The 22,096-nt window shown below is 54.0% G+C and carries 22 protein-coding genes and 2 tRNA genes; 3 read left to right on the top strand and 21 right to left on the bottom strand.

Translation table 11 applies throughout. The features are described 5' to 3' along the window. Positions 1-47 precede the first annotated feature (47 nt). The 13 genes from TRIHO_RS04480 to murA form a co-directional block, all read right to left on the bottom strand. A tRNA-Phe gene (locus TRIHO_RS04480) sits at positions 48-122 on the bottom strand. A gap of 81 nt (positions 123-203) precedes the next feature. After that, positions 204-386, bottom strand: coding sequence for a DNA gyrase inhibitor YacG (locus tag TRIHO_RS04475; protein ID WP_068240776.1), 183 nt, complete (start codon positions 384-386; stop codon positions 204-206). Continuing rightward, a complete protein-coding gene (locus tag TRIHO_RS04470; RefSeq protein ID WP_068240774.1) occupies positions 383-1,405 on the bottom strand; it encodes a ribonuclease E/G in 1,023 nt (340 codons plus the stop codon). Before TRIHO_RS04470 ends, TRIHO_RS04475 begins: the two co-directional genes overlap by 4 nt. After that, positions 1,402-1,983: a Maf family protein gene (locus tag TRIHO_RS04465; protein ID WP_068240773.1), complete on the bottom strand. Its 582-nt coding sequence runs from the start codon at positions 1,981-1,983 to the stop codon at positions 1,402-1,404. The genes TRIHO_RS04470 and TRIHO_RS04465 overlap by 4 nt, the downstream gene beginning before the upstream one ends. Positions 1,984-2,138: 155 nt before the next feature. Then, positions 2,139-2,357, bottom strand: a complete 219-nt coding sequence (infA, locus tag TRIHO_RS04460; RefSeq protein WP_005620785.1) for a translation initiation factor IF-1 — start codon at positions 2,355-2,357, stop codon at positions 2,139-2,141. 82 nt (positions 2,358-2,439) lie between these two features. Then, complete coding sequence (locus TRIHO_RS04455) at positions 2,440-3,318, bottom strand: carbon-nitrogen hydrolase family protein (protein WP_068240772.1); 879 nt, start codon at positions 3,316-3,318, stop codon at positions 2,440-2,442. Positions 3,319-3,413: 95 nt separating this feature from the next. Beyond that, positions 3,414-3,989 (bottom strand): GNAT family N-acetyltransferase, encoded by a 576-nt coding sequence (locus TRIHO_RS04450; protein ID WP_068240771.1) that lies wholly within the window; start codon positions 3,987-3,989, stop codon positions 3,414-3,416. Continuing rightward, positions 3,989-4,384, bottom strand: a complete 396-nt coding sequence (locus tag TRIHO_RS04445; RefSeq protein ID WP_068240770.1) for a ketosteroid isomerase-related protein — start codon at positions 4,382-4,384, stop codon at positions 3,989-3,991. Before TRIHO_RS04445 ends, TRIHO_RS04450 begins: the two co-directional genes overlap by 1 nt. Beyond that, complete coding sequence (locus tag TRIHO_RS04440) at positions 4,385-4,840, bottom strand: arsenate-mycothiol transferase ArsC (protein ID WP_068240769.1); 456 nt, start codon at positions 4,838-4,840, stop codon at positions 4,385-4,387. A gap of 3 nt (positions 4,841-4,843) precedes the next feature. Continuing rightward, positions 4,844-5,323 carry a UPF0262 family protein gene (locus TRIHO_RS04435; RefSeq protein WP_068240767.1) on the bottom strand — a complete coding sequence of 160 codons (480 nt, stop codon included), beginning with the start codon at positions 5,321-5,323 and terminating at the stop codon, positions 4,844-4,846. Between the two features lie 320 nt (positions 5,324-5,643). Beyond that, positions 5,644-6,948 (bottom strand): histidinol dehydrogenase, encoded by a 1,305-nt coding sequence (gene hisD / locus TRIHO_RS04430; protein ID WP_068240765.1) that lies wholly within the window; start codon positions 6,946-6,948, stop codon positions 5,644-5,646. A 63-nt stretch (positions 6,949-7,011) separates the two neighbouring features. After that, entirely contained in the window at positions 7,012-7,488 is a 477-nt protein-coding gene (locus tag TRIHO_RS04425) for a DUF2948 family protein (RefSeq protein ID WP_068240763.1), read from the bottom strand. After that, positions 7,488-8,759 carry a UDP-N-acetylglucosamine 1-carboxyvinyltransferase gene (gene murA, locus TRIHO_RS04420; RefSeq protein WP_068240762.1) on the bottom strand — a complete coding sequence of 424 codons (1,272 nt, stop codon included), beginning with the start codon at positions 8,757-8,759 and terminating at the stop codon, positions 7,488-7,490. Before murA ends, TRIHO_RS04425 begins: the two co-directional genes overlap by 1 nt. Positions 8,760-9,003: 244 nt before the next feature. Between murA and TRIHO_RS04415 the strand changes: the two genes are divergently transcribed. Next, positions 9,004-9,078 (top strand) — tRNA-Thr (locus TRIHO_RS04415). Here TRIHO_RS04415 and TRIHO_RS23120 read toward each other — a convergent pair. Then, a complete protein-coding gene (locus TRIHO_RS23120; RefSeq protein ID WP_082705018.1) occupies positions 9,057-10,601 on the bottom strand; it encodes a recombinase family protein in 1,545 nt (514 codons plus the stop codon). The two genes, TRIHO_RS04415 and TRIHO_RS23120, sit on opposite strands and share 22 nt — an antisense overlap. After that, the gene (locus TRIHO_RS04400; RefSeq protein ID WP_068240759.1) at positions 10,586-10,882 is read right to left on the bottom strand and encodes a hypothetical protein; all 297 of its coding nucleotides are present in this window, start codon (positions 10,880-10,882) and stop codon (positions 10,586-10,588) included. Before TRIHO_RS04400 ends, TRIHO_RS23120 begins: the two co-directional genes overlap by 16 nt. Before the next feature lie 184 nt (positions 10,883-11,066). Between TRIHO_RS04400 and TRIHO_RS04395 the strand changes: the two genes are divergently transcribed. Then, complete coding sequence (locus TRIHO_RS04395) at positions 11,067-11,849, top strand: hypothetical protein (RefSeq protein WP_106406150.1); 783 nt, start codon at positions 11,067-11,069, stop codon at positions 11,847-11,849. Here TRIHO_RS04395 and TRIHO_RS04390 read toward each other — a convergent pair. The 6 genes from TRIHO_RS04390 to TRIHO_RS04365 all read right to left on the bottom strand — a co-directional run bounded on the left by TRIHO_RS04390 (position 11,833) and on the right by TRIHO_RS04365 (position 20,937). Further along, positions 11,833-12,759, bottom strand: a complete 927-nt coding sequence (locus TRIHO_RS04390; protein WP_131811174.1) for a M48 family metalloprotease — start codon at positions 12,757-12,759, stop codon at positions 11,833-11,835. The genes TRIHO_RS04395 and TRIHO_RS04390 overlap by 17 nt on opposite strands. Before the next feature lie 548 nt (positions 12,760-13,307). Continuing rightward, positions 13,308-13,520 (bottom strand): DCL family protein, encoded by a 213-nt coding sequence (locus TRIHO_RS04385; protein ID WP_232367713.1) that lies wholly within the window; start codon positions 13,518-13,520, stop codon positions 13,308-13,310. 96 nt (positions 13,521-13,616) lie between these two features. Continuing rightward, complete coding sequence (locus TRIHO_RS04380) at positions 13,617-16,235, bottom strand: DEAD/DEAH box helicase (RefSeq protein WP_068240753.1); 2,619 nt, start codon at positions 16,233-16,235, stop codon at positions 13,617-13,619. Next, a complete protein-coding gene (locus tag TRIHO_RS04375; protein WP_068240752.1) occupies positions 16,232-17,155 on the bottom strand; it encodes a HamA C-terminal domain-containing protein in 924 nt (307 codons plus the stop codon). Before TRIHO_RS04375 ends, TRIHO_RS04380 begins: the two co-directional genes overlap by 4 nt. Before the next feature lie 307 nt (positions 17,156-17,462). Continuing rightward, complete coding sequence (locus tag TRIHO_RS24035; RefSeq protein WP_068240751.1) at positions 17,463-18,662, bottom strand: DEAD/DEAH box helicase; 1,200 nt, start codon at positions 18,660-18,662, stop codon at positions 17,463-17,465. Next, positions 18,628-20,937, bottom strand: a complete 2,310-nt coding sequence (locus TRIHO_RS04365; RefSeq protein WP_068240750.1) for a hypothetical protein — start codon at positions 20,935-20,937, stop codon at positions 18,628-18,630. The genes TRIHO_RS24035 and TRIHO_RS04365 overlap by 35 nt, the downstream gene beginning before the upstream one ends. Positions 20,938-21,437: 500 nt before the next feature. Between TRIHO_RS04365 and TRIHO_RS04355 the strand changes: the two genes are divergently transcribed. After that, the coding region (locus tag TRIHO_RS04355) for an ArdC family protein (RefSeq protein WP_068240746.1) at positions 21,438-22,096 on the top strand (659 nt) is incomplete at its 3' end.

Raw genomic sequence — 22,096 nt, 5'->3', positions numbered from 1 at the left:
AATTCAGGCTATTAGAAGAAACTACAGACCACAACTGGAAGTGATTGTGGTGCCCGGGGGCGGAATCGAACCACCGACACGAGGATTTTCAATCCACTGCTCTACCCCTGAGCTACCCGGGCACCGGAAGGCATCACGCCTTGGGTGGAGGCCTTCTAGGCGCTGTGGGATGCAGTGTCCAGAGCCTTTTTGAAAGAAAATCATCAATGTTCGGTGGGGCCGCGTTTTTCTGCTTCTTCCAGAGCGTTTTCAAGGTCTTCTTGGTCGGCACTGGGCAACGCGTAGCCGCCGCTCAGCCATTGTGAAAGGTCAAGATCAGCGCAGCGTTTGGAACAGAAGGGACGGAAAGAATGCTCTGTTGGTTTGCGACAGATTGGACAGCTCATGACAGAATCTCCGTCAGTGGGAGGCGGCCCCGCTTTCGTTGAAGTTCAAAGTGGCCAAGAGTGGTCCAGCCGACCAATGTCGTCTCTTCGGGGTCGGATTTGAAACCGGCCCGCAGGGCGCTTTCGACGGGGCGGCGGTCCTTTTTCGGCATCGGCGCCGCATCTATCACGATCTGCCCACCCAGGCCAAGACAACGCAGGGCGCGCGGCAAGGCGCGGGCACAGGCCAGGTTGGCCTTGACCCCGGCAGCCAGAGACGTGTCGCTGCCGGTGTTGACGTCCACCGCGATCAGCGCCCGCGTGGGTTCCACATAAAGATAGGCCCCGCTACCGAGCGGGATGCGACCGCTGCGAACCACGTCAAGCGCGTCAAGAACACCGCAGCGCTCGAAACTGCCATCGTCGGTTTCGACCTGGGCCGGGTCGGTCCATTCGCGCCAGGCCAGAAGATGGGGCGCCTCGCCCTCATAGAGGATTTCTGTCTCGGTGCCGGTATCGTCCAGAACCTGCCGCGCCGCGGTCAGCATCGCGGCAATATCGTCGGCGATCTCCTCCGGGGCCGCACCAATACAGGCGGACCGCAGGATCAGCCCATAGGGGGCCTCGCCCATTTCGCCATGCGCGATCTCCATCAGCCGGTCACGTTCGTCCTCGTCGCGGATGGACCGCGAGATGTTCAGCCCCGGCGCATCGGGAGTGACAATCGCATAGCGGCTCTTGAACAACAGCTTTTGCGTGGTGGGCAGGGCTTTGCCAGGCTCTGCATAGCCGGTCACCTGCACCAGCATCAGCTGCCCCGGCGCCAGCCCTTTGACCTGCCGCAGGAAGGCGGGCCCATCCGGGGTGGTCAGAAACATGCCGCCTTGTCCTTTGATGGCGCGTTCGGCCCGGGCGCGGTAAATGGTGCCGGGAGCCGGCGCATCGCCTGCAATCAGGAAATCTTCGAGCACGCCATCCACCATGAGCGCGGCGGCCTCGCGGCCTTCGAGGTGGTCCAGAACGATCTGCGTGCCTTTCATGGCGCTTTATCCTTGTACAATGGGTAGCCCGCCGCCTGCAGCAGGGTGGCGGTTTCTGCCAGCGGCAAACCAACGATGCCAGTAAATGAGCCACTGATCCACGGAATGAGCGCGCCCGCCGGTCCCTGGATCGCATAGCCACCGGCCTTGCCCTCCCAGTCACGTGTAGCGAGATAAGCGTTCAGCTCCTCGTCGGACAGACGCTTCATCTTGACGAAGCTGACCACATCACGTTGCCAGAGTTGTTCGCCCCGCCGCAGCGCGATGGCGGTGATCACGCGATGGCGCCGACCTGACAGGGCCAACAGAAATTCGGCGGCTTCGCCCGCGTCGCGCGGCTTGCCCATGATGCGCCGGCCAAGGGCCACCGTGGTATCCGCGCAGAGCACCAGATCCTGTGAGTCCGCCGCGACGGCCTGCACCTTTTCCCGCGTCACGCGACTGCAATAGTCACGCGGCAATTCCCCCTTCAATGGGGTTTCGTCAATGTCGGGGGGCCGGATGTCGTCCGGGGTCACGCCAAGCTGTGCCAAAAGCTCCAGCCGGCGCGGACTGCCTGAACCGAGAATGAAAGCCATTGCCGAACTCCTGTCGTTACGCCGCCCTGTTTAGTGCTGTCACGGAAAGCAGAAAACCCCTGAGACGCAACAGGGTGCACAGGGTGCAGCGGCGTGGCTGGCAAAACAAAAGCCCGGCTGAAAGGCCGGGCTCTGATCGTGGTGAAGGATCGCGCTTACTTGAAGCGGTAGTTAATCCGACCCTTGGTCAGGTCATAGGGGGTCATTTCCACCTGGACCCGGTCGCCCGCGAGGACACGGATGCGGTTCTTCCGCATCTTACCTGCCGTATGCGCGATGATTTCATGGCCGTTTTCCAGCTCGACCCGAAACGTCGCGTTTGGCAGGAGTTCCTTCACGACACCGGGAAATTCGAGCGTATCTTCCTTGGCCATGTTGTCTCCATATCTGTGTTGCCCGGATAAACCGGGATGTGCGCTTAAATGAGCGCATTTGCCCTGATTTTCAAGGGCGCTTTTATAGCAAGTCTTGGTTAACGAGGCCTTCCAGGCGGGTTTCTTGCTCTTTCCAGTGGCTTCTGTTGCGCACGACCCCGTTTTTACGGACCTCGGCGATTCTCTCGCGGTCCACTTCGGCATAGGTCCAGCCAGGCTGATTCAGGGTCCCTTCGGCCAGAACGCCGGTGCTGGGAAAGCCAGTATCGGGCGGTGCGAAGATGCCGCCCATGCCGGTGTTTTCCTCAACCGCCTCGGACCAGGCCGCCGGGCCGACGACGGATGACATCACGGTCACGCATTGCTGTTCCAGCGCCCGGGACATCGCGCCGATGCGGACCCGCCAATATCCGGCCAGGGCCTCGGTGCACGAAGGAACAAGGATGAAATCCGCTTCGCGCAGCGCATGGGCCAGCAAGGGGTATTCACTGTCATAGCAGATCAGCACGCCGATCTTGCCCAAGGCAGTGTCGAACAGCTTCAACGGCCCGCCGCCGTCGATGCCCCACGGCGCGCGCTCGAACATCGTCATGATCTGCTTGTCCTGATGATCCCGCTTGCCGGTGGGAGTGTAGAACTCCGCGCGATTGACAGGTTTGGCAAAGCCGCCATGAAACGGTGCAGAGGCGCCGAGAATATGAACCCCATATTCGGCCGCAAGTTTCAGGTGCAGCGCTGCGACATCTTCCATCTTGTCCGACACGGATTGGATCGAGGCCTGAAGGTTGCCTGCAACCTCAACGCCATCAAGGGTCGACAGCTCCATTGCGCCATATTCGGGGAACACCAGAAGATCCGCACCGTTGCTGGCAGCGTCAGCGACCCAAGCGGCCAGTTTGTCTTCGTATTGTGCCCAACTGTCGAGCCAGTCGAGCGGATAGGCGGCGGTGGCGATCTTCATGTTGGGGTCTCCGATACGCAACGTTCCCTAGCAGCTAGCCGATTCCGTGCGGTGGGAAAAGTGCGAAGATGCGTTCTGGATTTAGCCCCAAGGTATCACAGATCCCGGATCCAGAATTGCAGCTGCTTTCTGGTTTCGTTTTCGTTATCCAGATCCTTCCAGGAGAATTCAGCGATGACACCGGGCAGCGGGGCATACCCGCGCTTTCGCCAGAACGCATCCAGCGGTCTGTAGGTTGCAGGTCGTCGGGGGTGGTCCGCAGGTCGCTGCACCGCGCAAAAGGCCACCTTTTCAAACCCCAGCTTGCGCGCATGGGCTTCGCGCGCATCAAAAAAGCCGTGCCCGGCGCCCCGGCCGCGAAACTCGGGCAACAGAACGGATTCTGCGCAATAGAAGATCTTGCCCAGATCCAGCCCGCTGCCGGAAAATGCTGCGGCAAAATCCTCTGAATGATCGGCCAGCGGCGTGCCTGTGGCCGCGCCGACCAGCTGATCACCGTCGAACGCGCCGATCACCACCGCCCCTGTGCTGTCGCGATAACTGTGCAAGTAGTTGCGTTCATACGCCAGATCCCCATCGTAGAGATAGGGCCAGGCCCGAAACACCTCGATCCTGAGGCGCGCGACATCCTCCAGCGCGCGCCCCGTCAGCAGCTCGATCCGCAAGGACATCAGGCCGAAACCTGTTTGATCCAATCCGCGAGGTTGTAATAGGTGGTGACGCGGGTAATCAGGCCATCACGCAAATCGAAAAATGACCCGGCTGGCAGTTTATAGGTCTGTTGCCGCGCTTCCGGCAGGCCCTCGTCGGTTGTCAGATAGGTGCCGTTCACGGTGTATTCCGCCGCGGCGCGGGTGGCGGTTGGATTGGCAAAGATCACCAGATCTGTCAGCTCTTCTTGATAGCAGCGCGACATATGCGCGCAAAACGCGGCGAATTTGTCTTTTCCGACCCGAACGTTCCCTTCATTCACGTGATGGGCGACATCTTCGGCCAGGCAGTCGATCATCCCATCTGTGTCGCCTGCGTTAAAAGCCGCGAAATAGCGGGCAATGGTATCGTTCATTCAAGTCTCCGTCGGGTTGCCCCAGCGTGCGATCAGCCGCTCAAGGATCTGGTCTCGGGTTTGCCTGTAGCTTACTAGCTTGGCTTCCCGTGTTTCTCCAAGTCCGGTAGGGTCCATAATTGGCCAATAATCGACATCGAGATGAAAAAACCGGGTCAGCTCCAGGGCACGGCGCTGGCTGGCCGGGGACAGGGCAATTACCAGATCATAGGAGGAAATATCGTCGCCCCATTCCTCCATCTCGTCAAACGACCGGGAGCGATGGCGGGACAGCTCAACGCCGATCTCCTGACAGACGTTGATGCAGAAACCGTCTATTTCGAGGTCGTTCTTTACGCCCGCGGACTGGACGTAAGTCCCGGATCCGTAAAGTTTCTTCATGATCCCTTCGGCCATGGGGGATCGCACCGCGTTATGGTCACAGCAGAACAGGATGGACTGCGGCAAGAATTCCACGCATCAGCCTCCGAAATGCAGAACGCAAATCAGCGTGAACAGCCTGCGGGCGGTATCCGTGTCGACTTCAGCCTTGCCATCCAGCCTTTCCTGCAGAACCCGGCTGCCTTCGTTGTGAATGCCTCGCCGGGCCATGTCGATGGTTTCGATCTGGCTGGGGGGCAGGTTCTTGACTGCGTTGAAGTAGCTTTCGCAGATTTGATAGTAGTCCTTCACCACCTGCCGAAACGGAGAAAGCGACAAATGGAATTCCGCCGCAGGGGCGCCGGTTTCCGTCTGGATGTCAAAGACTAGCCGTTTCTCGCGGATCGAAAGCGACAGATGATAGGGGCCATCCGGTGCCCTGCGGCCCTCTTTTTCAGGCAGGACAAAGCTGTTGTCCTCGATCAGGTCGAAAATGGCCACCTTGCGTTCCTGCTCGATCTCCGCCGTCGGCGGCGGCAGATTGCGGTCATCAAGTTCAATATGGCTGATCCGGCTCATGGCACTGGTCCCAAATCTATCTCAACTACTGACCTAGCGGATCACAGCCGCGCGCACAATCGAGACGGTGGCTGAACCCTGCGCAATCAATGCGCAAGTGTCACGTCAACGCTGCGTAAAATCGCATGGAGGCAGTCCGAAAACCCGCTTGATGCGATTTGGCATCAATACTCTATTAACCAAGAGGGCGCTTGATGGTGCTGTGCTTGGAGGCTCAGCGATCGACGCAGCGTTCTAGCCAACAACAGGCTCAGCTTCGCGGAGGGCAGCCCGCCGAGCTGAGCCTTAGTTTGTTTTCAAATGGTTATATCAGTTTCACCCTAGCGGTTGAGCGCGTCCAGGCGGGCAAGAACCGACAAGCCATGCGCCTCGAGCCGCTCGCTCGTTGCAAGGGTCGCCGCTGCCGGACCAATGGCGCGCAGGGCGTCCGGGGTCATCTGGCTCAAGGTGGTTCGCTTGAGAAAATCCATCACCGACAGACCCGAAGAAAACCGCGCCGACCGTGCTGTTGGCAGCACGTGATTTGGTCCGCCGATATAGTCGCCGATGGCCTCTGGTGTAAATTGCCCCAAGAAGATCGCCCCGGCGTGGATTGTCTTCTGGCTCAGAGCTGTGGGATCAGCGACGCAGAGTTCCAGGTGCTCGGGCGCGATCCGATTGGACAGCTCGGCCGCCTCTTCCAGATCACGCACCACGATCACCGCGCCAAAGTCACGCCAGCTCGCCCCCGCGATGGGGCCGCGCTGCAGGGTTTTCAGGCGGTGCTCAACAGCCTCTGCAACCGCCTGCCCAAAGGCCGCATTGTCGGTGATCAAAAGCGACTGTGCGCTTTCGTCGTGCTCGGCCTGGCTCAGCAGATCCAGGGCGATCCAGTCCGGATTGTTGTCCGCATCCGCAATAACGAGGATTTCGGAGGGGCCCGCGATCATGTCGATGCCAACCTTGCCAAAGACCCGCCGCTTGGCTGCCGCGACAAACGCATTGCCCGGCCCGGTGATCTTGTCCACGGGGGCGATTGTATCGGTGCCATAGGCCAGCGCCGCAATCGCCTGGGCGCCGCCGACGCGGTAGACCTCGTCCACCCCGGAGATGCGACAGGCCAGAAGAACCAGCGGATTGATCTCGCCGTCGGGGGTCGGAACCGTCACGGCCAGCCGCGAGACCCCTGCGACCTTGGCCGGAACGGCGTTCATCAGCACCGAGGATGGGTAGCTGGCAAGCCCGCCCGGCACATAGAGCCCCGCAGCGGACACCGCAGACCAGCGCCAGCCAAGGGTGGCGCCCGCCGCATCGGTCCAGCTCTTGTCTTCGGGAAGTTGCTGTTCGTGATAGGCGCGAATTCGGGCGGCCGCCAATTCCAGGGCCTCGCGTTCAGCGGCGGGGACATCTGCGATGGCGGCGTCGATCTCCGCTTCGGTGATCCGCAGGGATGCGGTGTCCGGCAGCGACAGACGGTCGAATTTCGCGGTCAGCTCCAGCAGCGACTGATCGCCACGGGTGCGGACATCTGCGATGATCTCCGCGACGATGGCATCGACATCGGGGCTGTCCTCACGTTTTGCGCTCAGCAAGGTCGCAAAGGACTGTTCGAAAGTGCTGTCCGACGTGTCGAGGAAAACGGGCATCGCGGCCTCCTTAAAGGTTTGGCCCTGCTTAAACCGCCGTTCCGCAGTCCTCAAGCCACTCCGTCAGTCCCCGTGCTGTGGAACCCGTCCGGACGGGGCCTGATAGGGACGCGTCACGTCCTTGAGTGTGACTTCGATTGCCTCGACCGACAGGCGGATTGCCCCGTCCCCGGCCAGCGTCAGGTGCACATGCCCGGCGCCATCCTCGGCCGGTTCAAAACTGACCGAGAGCAGCGACAGGATGATATCGGGGTCGCTCCGGTCCACCCCTTGCGAGGCCACCCCCAGAACGTTGTCCACCACCAGCAGCGACTGGACCCGTTCAAATTCCCGGCCCCGGCGCGCAGCGGCCTCGCGGTCCTCCCAGCGGAACCGGTTGAGCAGAATGGCAAAGCGGCGGGAGGACGGCCGCCAGGACATCTCTGTCGCTGGAAAGACCGCATCCTGCGCCAGCGCCGAGATCACCTCCAGATCCGAAGTGTCCTGCGCGCCCAGGTTCAGCGGCCGCTCGCGCCCGTCATCGTAGGAGGCATCGGTCATCAGCTTTCCTTGATCCGTTCGATTTTTGCCCCAACAGAGGAGAGCTTGCGCACAACATGCTCATACCCACGGTCCAGGTGGTAGACGCGGCTGACCCGGGTCTCACCCTCGGCCGCCAGTCCCGCCAGGATCAGTGAAACCGACGCCCGCAGGTCTGTCGCCATCACCGGCGCACCTTTCAGCCGGTCAACCCCTGTCACCTTGGCGGTGCCCCCCTGTAGGTCGATCTGCGCCCCCATCCGCATCAACTCCGGCGCGTGCATGAAACGGTTTTCAAAGATCTTCTCTTCCAGCGTCGCGACCCCGTCAGCGGTGCACATCAGCGCCATCATCTGCGCCTGCAGGTCGGTCGGAAACCCGGGGAAGGGTTCGGTGACCACGTCCACCGCCTTCACACGCCCGGCCTTGTGGGTCACTTTCAGGCCAGTGTCAGTGTCGGTCACCTCAACCCCGGCCTGTTCCAGGGTCTGACAAAAAGCTTCGAGCAGGTTGCGGCGCCCCCCCAACAGTTCGACCTCGCCACCACAAATTGCCGGCGCCAGCATGTAGGTGCCCAGCTCGATGCGGTCGGTGACAACCGGGTGGGTCGCACCGTTCAGCCGCTCAACACCCTGAATGGTGACCGTGCTGGTGCCGTGCCCCTCGATCTGGGCGCCCATGCGAATGAGGCATTCGGCGAGGTCGATAATCTCCGGCTCGCGCGCGGCGTTTTTCAGCACCGTGGTGCCCTTGGCCAATGTCGCCGCCAAAAGCGCATTTTCCGTGGCCCCGACCGACACCAGCGGGAAATCGACAACGCCACCATGCAGGCGCCCGCCTGGCGCCTTGGCATGAACATAGCCATCGCGCAGGTCCAGCTCCGCGCCCATCGCCTCCAGCGCCTTGAGGTGCAGATCCACCGGCCGGGCCCCGATGGCGCAGCCCCCCGGAAGCGAGACAACTGCGTGTCCGTCCCGCGCCAGCAACGGCCCCAGCACCAGGATCGAGGCGCGCATCTTGCGGACGATGTCGTAATGGGCCGTGTGGTTGTCGATCGCATGGCTCGACATCGCCAGGACCTTGCCGTCCTGCAAGGCGGTGACTTCTGCGCCCAGCGATTGCAGAAGAGAGGTCATCGTGCGGATGTCACTCAGCCGGGGGGCGTTTGTCAGCGTCAGCGGTTCTTCGCTCAACAGCGTCGCGGGCATCAGTGTCAAGCAGGCGTTCTTGGCCCCTGCAATTGGAATCGCCCCGTTCAGCGGGCCGTTTCCAGTTACCAAAATCGAATCCATCTGCTCTATCCTTTAGCGTCGCCCGAGGCGTCGTCTTTTTGTGCGGACCGCGCTTTGGCTTGCGCCTTGCGTCGGGCCATGTTTGCCTTCAGGGCCGCTTTCAGGCGGTCCTCGCGAGAGGCCTCGGATCGGTTACCGGAAGGTTTATTTTTCTCTGCCATACAGCGTGTCTAACTTAGTCGAAAAAAAGCGTCCAGACGCTCTTGCATCCATCTGCGAATATGCATAGAAGCCCGCTCACGGCGCTGCTGTAGCTCAGAGGTAGAGCACTCCCTTGGTAAGGGAGAGGTCGAGAGTTCAATTCTCTCCAGCAGCACCATTAACTATTTGACCCCCAGAAAACATGCCCAAAGCCTTGAAGGGCAACGCTTTTTGAGGTGTTCTATGTGTCCCATTTCGATGGTACGCAAAGCCCTCTGTAAAGGCCAATCTGAGCAGCGTTCTGCGCAGTGTAAAATCTCCGCTTTCCCATAGTTTCCAAGGGCTTGAGAGGAATTTCAAAGAGAGTTCTATCATCTCCTCAAGGCTGCCCGCTTTGGGCTCACTTTTGGAGACATTTTCCCGCATACGAGCCTTCTCTTTTTCAAGCTGATTGAGTTTGCCTTCATAGGAAGAGATCACGGCGGCGTTGCTCGCGCTCATAATCCGACCAAGCAAAGTTTCGATTTGTTTTTCAACATCGACGATCTGACGCTGCGCCGAGCGCTTCGCATCCTTCGCCTGATCCAGTCGTGCATCCCATGCTTGCCGGAACATAGCCTTCGTCAAAGCGAAGAGCTTTGGACTGGGCTCAAGTGTTTTGACAACCTCACCAAAGGCACCTCCAAGCTTGTCACGTGGGATGGATTTTCCGTAGCTGTCACAGCCCTTGGTATGACAGGCATAATATGGATAACTTTTGTACTTACCTTTGGACCAAGATGATCGCAGAGACGCGTTACAATCGCCGCAGGTTGCAAAACCCCTCAGAGCAAAGTCCTCGCCAGTGTTTTTGCGCTCTGGTGCATAACCAGTGGTTTTTAGGCGTTCTTGTACCCGATCAAATGTTGCCATCGAAATGAGCTGTTCATGCTGACCTTTGAGCCAGCTCAGCCCGTAGACTTCGCTGCATACATAACTAGCATAGAGCGGCTGTCTCAGCAGGTCAGAGACACGCTTGTCTCGTACTTGGCCCTGAATGTTGTGGGGATAGTCAGGCTTCGTTTCCAGAAAACGCTTCACTTCCGCCTGCGTTTGATAGCGTCCAGCAGCGAAACCCTCTAGCGCTTCGCGCACCGCGCTTGCATGTGGTTCATCAGGCATCAACAATTTGCCATGCCCCTTCACGGTCTTGTAGCGATATCCAACAGGCGCATTATGCACCCAGTAACCGGACTGCATACGGGCTTTCATTTTCTGGGCGACTTGCCGTCCGTTCTGCTTGCGCTCCAACGCACCTTGGGCTGCCATGATCGTCTCAATGAATTCACCTTCTGGCGTTTCATCAAATTTGAAGTTCAGGCATTCGATAGTTGCGCGCCGCGCACGGAAGGCCTCGCGCAAATCCAGATGAAACCGTGTATCGCGTGCAAAGCGCTTGAGATCATCGAAGATCACTACAAATCGCGTATCGGGTTGAGCATCAAGGAATGACAACAAAGCAACCATGCCTGGGCGCTTTATGAAGTCGCCGCCACCTGTGATGGTGTCAGGAAAAACCGCCGCAACATTGAGGCCCTTGGAGTCTGCAAATTCGCGGCATCGGGTTTCTTGGCTTTGTAGCCCATGACCATCTGACTCCTGCGCTCGTGACGAGACCCGACAGTAAATTACGGCCTGTTCTTGATTTACTGATCCTTCCACGGGTCCTCCTTTGCTGAATGCTCGTTTATGATTGATGATAGCAGATCAGAGCACGCATCACCCTTTGCATCGTCATTTTTTCCACAAGCCTGTTGGACAGGATGGATACCAAAGCCCAGATCAACGAAGCTCAAAACGATAGACCAAAGGGTCTCGATCAATTCGCGTTTTTCGTCCTCAGATATTTCTGCATCTTCAAAGAAGGGCAGATACGCATCCCAATCGATTGTCAGCGTCGGCGGATCTATCTTTGGGCTGGAGTTTGGGGGTGTGTCACGCATGGCGTTGTCGTTTCTACCTCGTGGGCTGTTGCTTTGTTGATCCCTCCTTTCTTCACGCACCACACGTGAGAACATAAAGTGAACATTATAGGATATAAGTCCTATATCTCAAAGCACTATCTAACAGAACTATGTCTGTGCATTGGCACAATAAGGGGTATCCAAGGGCGCAACATCAGGTAGAGTGCTGGTAAGAACAGGTATTGAGGGCAGAAAAATTTCTGAGGATATCGATTGGCAAAAGCTCTCAAAAGAGGACCGTGCCCCTCTCAACAAAGAACTTTTTAAAGCAGTCAGCAGTGTTGCCGATGCGACCGGCGTGACGATCCTGGAGCTGATCGACAAAGCTTTTGTCGGACTGCCTGCGGTGGGAACAGATTACTCGTCAAACTTTCGGAGGGGCAACATCTCAGCGGCAAAAGCTCTGCTGATGCACAAATGGCTGGTAGAGAACCATTTTGATTTAGCCCAGAAGTTTGCTCCCAGCCTTTTCCAGATCAATCCAAAATCGGCTTGGGATCAATTCGTTGATGCAAACGCCATAATCGGCGACCTAAGTATAGTTCAGCTGGAATCAGACCTAGGCCTGATTGAACGGGATGATGAAACCATCTTAGTTCCTGATACGATCAGGCTGACGCAACGGTTTTGCTTTGAGCTCACAACGGAAATAAGGGGTACGGCGAAAGCCTTCCAAAAATATGAAGGGCAATGGCACTGTCTTCCACTTGGAGCCGATAGCCGAAACCTAAAGGGAAGCGTATCAGAAAGCCCACAGCTCCTTCCACGCGATAAACTCGGCAATCCAATCGGGCTACGAGAAAACAATGACGCGGGCTATCATACGTTTGTGGTTATCGTATCTAATGACAAGACGATACCAACGGATATAGAAAAAAGTGCACAACTGGAACCGGACAGTTCCAAATTTGAGGTGCACAAAGTCAATATCAGATTTGTGACATAGACCATTTTGCCCATCGCGTATTATTCGTGACATGATGATATTTGCTTTGCAGCTTTGCAAGGTTCTTTAATGAGTCATTCACTTGATTAACGCCATCATCATCGGCCATTTGAGACGCTGCATAGCCTAGGTCTTCGATTGCCCAGTCAAACGTCTCCAGATGATAGATCATCATTTCTCTGAAGCGGCCTCGATCAAAATCGTAGCGTTGCATCAATCTATGGCTGATAACATCTCGACACGTAAAGGCTCGCACTAACGGATCAGGATGGTGGCCAACCAAGATCAGTTCATCTTTGGTTTTCCGCATTAGACGGAACAACACATAGAGTGCCGCAATGGCAAGCGCACCAACATGCTCTACCGCGATTTCTGGCGCACCTAAGAACGTCCGTTCGTTGTCCGCGAGATTTTGAGATTTCACCGCCTCTATCAGTTCATCAATTTGTTTATCGAGCAACGCTGCTCCGATTGTGTCCGCCTCATATTCCCACGCCTGGGATCGCTCGTCGTAGGTTGCGTGCTGATCATCGCGACTGACCACATTGAATTCCGATATTCCGTCCGTTCCGGCCTTCTCTAAGGCCAATTGATCGACATGCCCTCCGATAATATGGCCATGCTCATGCGCAAGAATAAATTCCATACAAAGCCGTGACAGCAGTTCAGCGCCTTTGGGCCGCTCAAGGCTGTCGAGCAGCAACCAAGGCAGCACATCAGCTGACGTTACCAACCTTGCCATCACCGCGTTTATGGTTGGATCGAAGTTACTGCTGATCGATATGAGATACTCGCCATCAACCCTTCGCACGCGAGCGTTCAGCACGTCACTTTGTTCAAAGTTAACCGACGCAGGAAAGTGCAAGGTGACGTCTCCGAGACAAGAAATAATATAGCCAACATCGGTCAATTGAACCTTAGATGCCACCTAAAAACGGGCGCGTTTTCTCGCAAGACAGAGTTAAGGTTAATCGCAAGATGTGTGTGGTAGTACCACACCTCTTGAAAAGGGGGCTGCTGCGCTCCCCCGTTTTATCCCCCACAGCCAATGGTCATGACACGGCATTGAGCCTTTCATGGCCATACAAACATATCGGTGTTTGATCCCGCGCGGGAGACTTCGCTCTCCCTGCACCCATCGACTTAAGGGCGTTCCTGCCCCCAAGACCCCAGCCCAACCCTTCGCGGTTTGGATGCCGTCAGCCTGTCGAGGCTGAACCCGAACATAGGGCTACCGCGCCCCCTGTAATCCCACTCGCAGGAGCCGGAGATTTGCCTCTCCAACCTGCACCCGACCATGCATGCAACGACCTATTGAAGCGCCAATTAAGAGAGCGCTTTTGCTACTCCGCACGTGCCAAACATCATGCAGACAACTTCGTCGAAATCATCCATGGAAGGAAGATTTTGTGCAGCCGTTCCGTTGAAAAATCATATCGAATGAGCTGAGGCAATTTCTTAATAACAAGCCCCAACCGAAAATTTCTCGGTCGTTCCGTCAGTTCTGTTCACCCAAAAGCACCTTGTCCCAAAGTCGGCCGACCGAACACTAAAGCTCTCAATACCAGAGCCAGTCTTTTCTTCGCACTCCGGGTGCATCAGTATCAAGTCTCTAAGTATTGTAGAGTCATCTTTGGATACCTTGTCGCCTAGATCGTATTTGTACAGCATTTCCCTTAAATAATGCGCTGCGTCGCCTTTCTTTTTGAAGTATAGTGAACCAATCTTAACGGGCTTTGCTGGCATATTCGTTATCTCCTTACTCGATTAGTCGGTAAATTGCTCTTGCAGCGATCTTGGAGGGCGAACTCTTTCCAAAACCTCTCGGACGATGATATTTGGCAAGTCCATACCTTCAAAATTTGGGGCATGATCGGTTATCCATCTGACACAACCATCTCTGCTTAGATCGTCTTTAGAAATCTTTTCGTATAATGCGACAGCCGTCATGCGCGAAAGACCCAACTCCATCAACGAAAGCAGTGTTGTGCTTGAGACGCCAAACTCTAGCGCAACTCCAATATCAAAATCCTCATCGATGAGGTCATCTCGCTTAATCTCCAAGAGATGCATATGAAGAATGTCCATATATGCTGAAATATACTTTGGCGCTTTAAATCTCGCAGTCTGCTCTACGATATCCATAGTATCTCGAATGAGCACGGCCAGCTTGAACGTCTTATTGTTTCGTTGGTGGTACTCAATACGTTTTCTGATAATGACAGCGAGTGATAGTCCCTTCAACCACTCGACTACGATGAGTGCATGCAAAGGAACGAGACCATCTGGCAAAAAAACAGGAAAAATACTAGAGTTGATGCGCCTCATCACCGTAACATATCTATCATACGCATCTACACTCTCCGAAGGAGCAGGCAGCAGATTTTCAACGTCACCTTCGTAATTCTTGAATAGATCGAGTAACCGTTGGAGTCCAATAGCACTGACACCAGGATGCCTGATCGAAAGTTCAGCAGGTATGTCAATCTTCCTCGCCATCCGCTCAAGACAAGCATCTAGTTTTTCCAAGAGTTTGGAATCATGACGTTTTGCCAAACCTGCGTTTGCAAGTGAGCCCAACCGAAGATAGGTATCTAGCAGGTAAGCGCCTACTTGTTCGTAGTGCTCAGCACCCTCAAGGTCGCTTAAACTTTCGATATCTCGACCATCCAAGTACTCGACCAAGCCATCCTTTGAGGTCATCACTGCGTCTGTTTCGCGCTGAATTGGATATCGAGACCGTTTTGGCACACCAATGGGCCATGCACTTTCGTCGTTCGGATCGATACAGATGATATTTCCCTGAAACTCGTTTCCCCATCGTCCAGCTCGCCCGGCGAGATTCCAAAAATCATGGGGCTCCATTGGATTCCCACGGCCCTTACGCGGGCCACGAACAACAATAGTTCGACAAGAGAGATTGACACCCTCTATGAGGGTCGATGTACACGCTAAAAACCTAATTTTCCCAATCCTGAAAAGTCTTTCGATTTCCACTCGAATAAGCGCAGGCATATTACCATAGTGAAAAGCTACTCCACGCTCCACAAGTGGAGCAAGCTGATAGCTTCTATGCACACCCTTCCGCGCCAGATCAGCCAAATCCAGAAGCTCTTTATCATCTGTTTTCTCCCTAATATCCAGTTGGCTGATCAGGAGGGCAATTTCTTCAGCTTCTGCAGCTCCATTGCAGTAAATCAGTGTTCCTCCGCGCGCGCCCGCAGCGGCGGCAATAAAAGCCAACCTTTTTCTCAAACCAGCGGGCTTATTAGCAAGTTGCAGCACGCCAATGGGTATTGAAGAATCGCCACTAACTAAACCGAGGGCCCACTCTTTTGGCTTACGTGGCACTTGTTGCGCCAGGATGACATTTTGCAGAACAGTTGGAATATCGCTGTCAACAGAGACACGATCTGTACCAATAGGCGCATCCTGAAGCAGCTCGTCAGGATTTTGAGTTGAAGGGCTGACAAAGACCGCTTTCATCTTGTGATTGCTTCTAGAGATTCGCTCTATAGCGTCTTGTAAAATGACACCTCTTTGATTGTCGCCGATTTTGTGAGCTTCATCGACGATGAGAAGATCGACGGATAGCTCGTCGCTAAGAATATTAGCCAGTAAATGAAGTCGCTCTTGGGTAAAAACAAATATAGTTTTTGTAACACCTGCAGCAGCTGATAAGTATTTTTCTGCCAAAGGTAATGAAGTTACGTTGATCGTCTTGTCGTCAGCGAGAAGATCATTAAGACTAGCCTCGATTTCGGTGACAAGAGCGCGCGTCGGGGCCAAATAAACTACTACACTAGTATCAGTGGTTATAAGCCGGTCCAATAACCACTGAAGCACGAGAAATGTCTTGCCGGACGCAGTGGGTGCCGATGCCGAAAGCCACGAATTTTCGGAAGACGCGCCTGTCCAAAACTCCTTCTGGAATTCGTTGACACCAAGCCATTTACCAGTTGCCTCAACCAACACTGAGTCATCAAATTTCCTTTTGTAGGCTTCAATCCTCATAGACACTCCTAATCTCGCTTCAAGGTTAGGAGCGACGAGACCGCGCTCTTGGGACAGCACGACTGCACGATGATTTGAAAGCTTATCAAGGAGCATTGCCCCTGCATCACGAACAGAGCTGTCTGTGTCCAAGGCAACAGCGGCAGTTGCGATCCGCAGCGATGCTTCTTGATGCTCACGTTGCGAAGATCGCGCTAGCATGCTTCCGGCTAGCAACAATCGCCCCCAGTCAAATTCGTTCTGTGCGTCATTGCAAGAATAAGTCGCCTTCAGGTTGGTAAGCTCAGTAGCCACTGTGACCTGAGTTAGTCTTTCAATTTCCTCACGGAGTGCCTCAAATGTGAGCCAATCTAAAAATTCGATCTCCGTCATAATTTTAACCCAAGTGCCTCAAGAAAGGCATCTCTGAATCCTTCTGCAGAAGGAATTGGCACGCAGAAAAATTCCAAATCAAACGTCTCAAGCTTTTCAACTGAGATTCTTGTCTCCAAGTTTTTCAGCCATTTTTTCATTTCATCTTTAGCAGCTTGAGCAATGTCATCAGCGACTGCCTTAATGCCGTCCTCCGGATAAAATTTCGCATCAAATCCGATAAGTGCAATGCCACAATACTGAACTCTATTTGACATGGATGATTTTCTATCGAAGTATTTTTTAAAAGCGGCCGTAAGAGTTGGGTTATTGAGATCGGCCTTATCACTTAGAAGGATAAGATCTCGTTCCCGCGACGAGCCTTCATGATCAGATTCATTGAGAAAAGGAGCAAGTGAAGCTAGACATTCTCGAATTGCGGCGGTCACGTCACCGTAAACTTTTGACTCACCCCAATACAGCTTGAGCAATCCGTCATCTGTCACTGACGCATAGACTCCATCCGCACCATGGTAATGCATATGGGAGTCGGTTTTCAGGTCCATTTTGCACAAAACCTGAGGTAGTTTTAGAAAACGTTCTGCTAATAAAAATAGCAGCATTTCTCCACCTTCACCAGTGTTGCTAAGATCAGTAAACGCACCGAGTGCTTCGTGGTGAAGTGCGGACACAGCGCTGCCAGACTTGAACTTCAAGTCTCTAGCTCGAGCTTCATCCAATCGCGTCTTAGGTATCGCATAATCTACAATGGCGCTACGCATGAACTCAGCCAACCGTTGTGGCCGCACTCGACCGTTTCCATCAACCGTAAGGCAGTGGCAGTGTACGCGAATACTGCATCCCTCAATAGAAATGTCACGCTCAACCAACTGCAAGTGAACATCAAGCTCATCTGGGTCGCCTGAAACGATATCAAGCATGTCATTTGGTGAAATATTCGACAGAAAAACCTCCTTTTATCGCTGAGCCTAGGCTATTAATGCTAGCCTTAAAGCTGGCGAACACAGTAGTGTCTATCTTGCAATTTCAACCATAGGTGAATCAATACTTTTTTTCTTTTATTTATATGGACTTATCAAAGGGACTATCCGCAGTCCTAGCTTATACTCGCTTGGTATCTGAGTGGAGACCCGCATTCTACCTCGACTGACCGTTCTCCATGTCGTGGGGAGCGAATAGCGGCGGTCCACCTAACAGACCTGACCAATCTCAATAGAATCTGTAAGGCTAGAGAAATCGATCTAGCAGCGCAAAGACACCCGCCGACCTCCAAAGCTCACGGTTACCAATCACATAGAGCGATGCCTGTGCACGGGTAACTGCAACATTGACGAGGTTCGGCCTTCCCCCTGCCCAATTGCGCGCTCCGTTTTGCGAAACACCTTGTGCGCCGAGTACAAAGAACACTGCCTTGGCCTCGCGCCCCTGCACAGTGTGAACAGTGCCAACATGCTCCCAAACCCATGCGTTTGAGTTTTTGACCCAACCATCTAACACGCCGCTTCTGAGTAATTCTTGGCGGAGATTATTCTGCACGATCACAAAAGGCGTCACGATATAGAGATCAGGGTATTCGCCAGCGTCTCGTAGCTTGCGGAGCAGATCAATGAGAACACTTGCCTCGTCCGCGCACCATTTGTCTGGCCCTGGCTTTCCGACAACGTCGATCCAACAAGAAGGACCAAGGACAGGCACCTCGCCAGACGGATTTTTAGCCTGAACCATCAGGTTTGCATAGGCGATCTCATTTGAAATGTCGAACATAGGGCTATCACAGCGGCGATGTACCAAGAGTGGCGCGCCTACATCCCGGTGCCCACTTCCTATCGGGAAGCGTGCGCAATACATACTTGCAGCATCTGCCACGGTCTGCACCGAAGCGTCGGGCGCATTGTACTTCAACGAATCAATTCCAAAGTACCCACAAATCTCTTCGGTTAGGGTTTTTGGAAGCGTGACCACGGGCTCAATCTGTAACGGATCGCCCACTACAACAGAGTTTTTCGTTCGTATCATTGCCCCGACAGCTGCTTGCGGGAGAGCCTGGCCTGCTTCATCGACCAGCAACCAGCCAAGCGCTTCGGCAGGCAAGCGCGAGAACATTCGGTTAACAGAAGCAAAAGTTGTTGAGACCACTGGAACAACTAAGAAAAATGAGGACCACAAGTCGCCAATCAAAGCGTCCTTTTGTGGAGTACCAAAGGAACGGGTTCCAAAAGTCTCAGTAAAAATGGACAAGTTCTGCCGAAGCGGATCAGCCGCGCAGTCGATGAATGCTCGGTGCAGAGCCATGGCCGTCTCGAAAACTCGATCACGCAAGCGGTGCTCGGTTTCGTCAAACCAAACATTGGCCACCTGAATGTCTTCATGCGCTAGAGCGAAAAATTCTGCATCAGGGATAGGGACGCCCAGACTGTCTTTTGGCATTTTCAATTTGTTCTTCCAGATATGCTTTTTCTTTTTGAATCTTCCCGAACTGAGCCATTGCTTCTGAGAGGCGCTCTTGTTTTACTGATAACTGCGCTCGAATTTCTTCAAATTCCGATCTGCGCGAAGTTGCTTTGCTTCTATCATCGGAGGTAGCCGTTGAAAGCTGTTCATGGTGAAGGTGCCATTCCGTAGAGCGTCTCGTTCGAAACAGGCGAGCAAACAAACCTGGTCGCTGCGCAAGACTGTTTTGCAGCGTCCGTTCGCTTTTATTGAGCGCCTCATTTGCGCGATTAAGATGTTCCTGCGCATCTGCAATCGCTGTTCCGAGTTCTTTGGTCTCTTCTTCAAACAAAGGTATTCTGGTTTCCAAACTCTCAAGCTCTGCCGTAACATTTACGACCCGAACAACGTATTTATGTAGTTCCTGAAGAGCTGTTTGTGTTTCTACCGAAGCCCTGAGCGCCTCTGTAAAATCAACCCGTGCTATCTCCCAACGTGCTTGTGCTTCGCGCGCATTCGCAGGCGGGTTCTCGCTATCGACGATTTTGCGGTTGCGTCTGATCGGCGGGCCGCTTTCCTGTGGCTCTGAAATAACCTGTGGCAAACCGCTGGCGTGGTTGAGATAGGTGGAAAGCCCATTTTCCTCATCACGCCAAAACACCTGTGAGAAAAGATACCGATTTGAAGAATTGCCCAGCACGGCTGCAATTGTTCCCCAGCTTTCGCGACCAAGAACCTTGTCTGAAATGCTCTTAAAATACCGAAGGTTTGGGGCATCTTGCGCGATTGCATCCAGCGCGGGCAGTTCTGCGCTAACGTTTTCGACCGCTTTGTTGTTGGATGAAGCCACAACCATTTCGAAGCCCTTCAGACGCTCATCCAGCTTATGAAGGATGATCTTTGCGCCGCTGCGCTGAAGGCTTTGATTTGTTGGCGTGAATGCGCTGGCTGGCCTTTTGAATTCACTCATAACCGTCGCACGCTCAATTATCCGTGCTGCCACAACATCGCGCAGTAGCGTTGTCTTGCCCGTGCCTGGCGGGCCATTGACCGCTAGAATTCCAGTCTTCATCAGCTGCTTGTCCGTGGCGTTAACGGCAGCTTGTTGAAGCAACGCAAGAGGATAGCGGCCGTTGCCCGGCCATCTGCCCAGCGGGGTTAGGGCTGGCTGAAGCAATTGTTGTAACCCAGCGTCATCCTCCAACAAGTCTGTTTGCTCTGATGGTGTGGCGACCCCAAGGTAATGCTTAAGTGCATGAGGCAGACAATTCTTGCCCTCAAGAATTCTAGCTTGAGATAGATCTTCGAGAAAGAATGAGTTCAACAATCCAGGCTCAGGCGGTATCTTGCTGGCGAAAAACTCAAAGCGGCGCAATGCGAAATAAGGCGCTTTGATCTCATGGCCCGTTAAGTTCAGCGCCTGAACCAGATGATCAAAAAGTTCTCTTATGTGTTGCTTTGTCAGTGGAACAACGTCGTCATTGCGGTCGCGCTTAATCAAGCGCTTTCGAAAATTGGCAAGAAGTTGCCTTTCTTGTTGCGGCCAATCCGCAAGGCTCCTTAGATCACCCTGCAAGGCAATTGGCACGCCCCATGCGAAACTTGAAATTGCAGCAGAAGTATCTTCTTCAAGCGGCCTTCCCTCCTTGTCGAGCACTATGCTGGCAATCGGGCAAAACCCATTCATGCTTGGCTTGTCAGGTCGATCATCGGAATAGAGTTTTAGGAGTTTTTCAACCGCAGGCGCGAGGGCGACAGCGCCTAGAATGAGCTCATAGTAAAGGCGTTTCTTCGGTCGGGATTTTTCGCCCAAGTTCCAAGGCAGGTCTCTTTCATCAAAACGGGCAATCTTCGAATTATCACCAGCAGCCAAGTCAGCTTCTCTCTTGTAACCTTGTGGCGAAAGCACTTCGAGGGCGGTCCATGCACGAAGTATATCTTGTGGGGCGTTTGCGACGGTTGGTTTGGGGCCAAGATCGCTGCGCTTTAACGTAGTTTTCTGCAAAACAGGATTTGCCTGTTCTTCAGGTGGAAACTCTAAGGTCATCTGTGTTGGAGTTTCGGAAATACGCCATTGTTCCCCTTTGGCTTCTTTTTTTGGAAAGTCTTGAGTCGCCTTAATCACTTTTTCTTCAAGCGTCTTCGCCCTTTGGGTGCTTCGAAACGAAAGTTCTTCCTTTAATTTGGAGAGGACAGAGGCATCAATACCTTGCTGGGAGAAAAGAGTTTCAAGCTCTTTGATCGATTTTTGGAGGTAGGGTCTGCTCGCCATATTTAACTCTTTTAAATTGTTCTTCAACTTATCATATGGTTACGTCATGCATGAAGTTGTTTTTTCTTCGATCACCAAAACAAACATGAGCTCATGTTTCTCACATGCCATCACCCAAAGGCACAACCTGAAAGCTAGTAGGTGAAATTCTTTCCCAGTGCCCCCTTCGGGCCAGGCTGTCGTGAACCGAGCCAACCGTCTCGGCCAGTCGGCTTCCATCCCTTGCACAGTAAGTAAACTGTCAGCCCCATTGGGCTCGCGGTTTTTCTTTATCGATTGGGGGTCTAGTGACCCCATCGCTATCAAGACCAAGCCCTTCGTTTCTCTGCGGGCGAATACGGCGGTCTCCCCATCCTTCCTTTGTTCGCTTTGCTCTCGTCGTGCAGGACAGGTGATCCCCCTCCGCCGCTTTCGGTCTTTGACAGCCTCCCCCCCCACTCATTGGCGTGGGCCTAGTTCGGTTGCATGCGCAACCAACTAAACAAGAGGAAGAAAAGACAATGAAAAAAGATTTTTACCAGAAAGTAACAGACAAAATCATCTCTGATTTAGAAAAGGGTGAGCTCACTTGGCTGAAGCCTTGGAGCACCCGCAACATGGAGGGGCGGATCGTGAAACCCCTCCGTCATAACGGCATGCCCTATAATGGGATTAATGTGTTGATGTTGTGGGCGGCCAGTGTTGAGGCGGGGTATGTCTCACCCCACTGGATGACCTTCAAACAGGCCAAAGAGCTTGGTGCTAATGTGCGCAAGGGCGAACGCGGATCATTGGTTGTCTATGCCAACAGTATCACCAAAACCGAAGAGCAGGACGACGGCACCGAAGAGGAGCGTAAAATCCCGTTCATGAAGGGATATAGCGTTTTTAACGTCGATCAGATCGAAGGCTTGCCCGAGCAGTATTACGCCAAGCCGGAACCCATCATCGATGGCGTGGAGCGGATTGCGCATGCAGATGCATTCTTTGCGGCAACTGGTGCCGATCTTCGCCATGGTGGCAATCGGGCCTTTTATAGTGGTGGGTCTGATCATGTGCAGATGCCAGCCTTTGAAAGCTTCCGCAGTCCTGAGGCCTATTATGCGACCCTTGCTCATGAGCTAACCCATAATGCCGCGCTCCGGTTTATGCCGCGCCGACCCTTACAACCTGTTGCGTT

The organism is Tritonibacter horizontis (assembly GCF_001518015.1).
Classification (GTDB): domain Bacteria; phylum Pseudomonadota; class Alphaproteobacteria; order Rhodobacterales; family Rhodobacteraceae; genus Epibacterium; species Epibacterium horizontis.
Note: the sequence above shows the minus strand (reverse complement) of the source record. Positions and strands in the feature narration are given on the sequence as shown.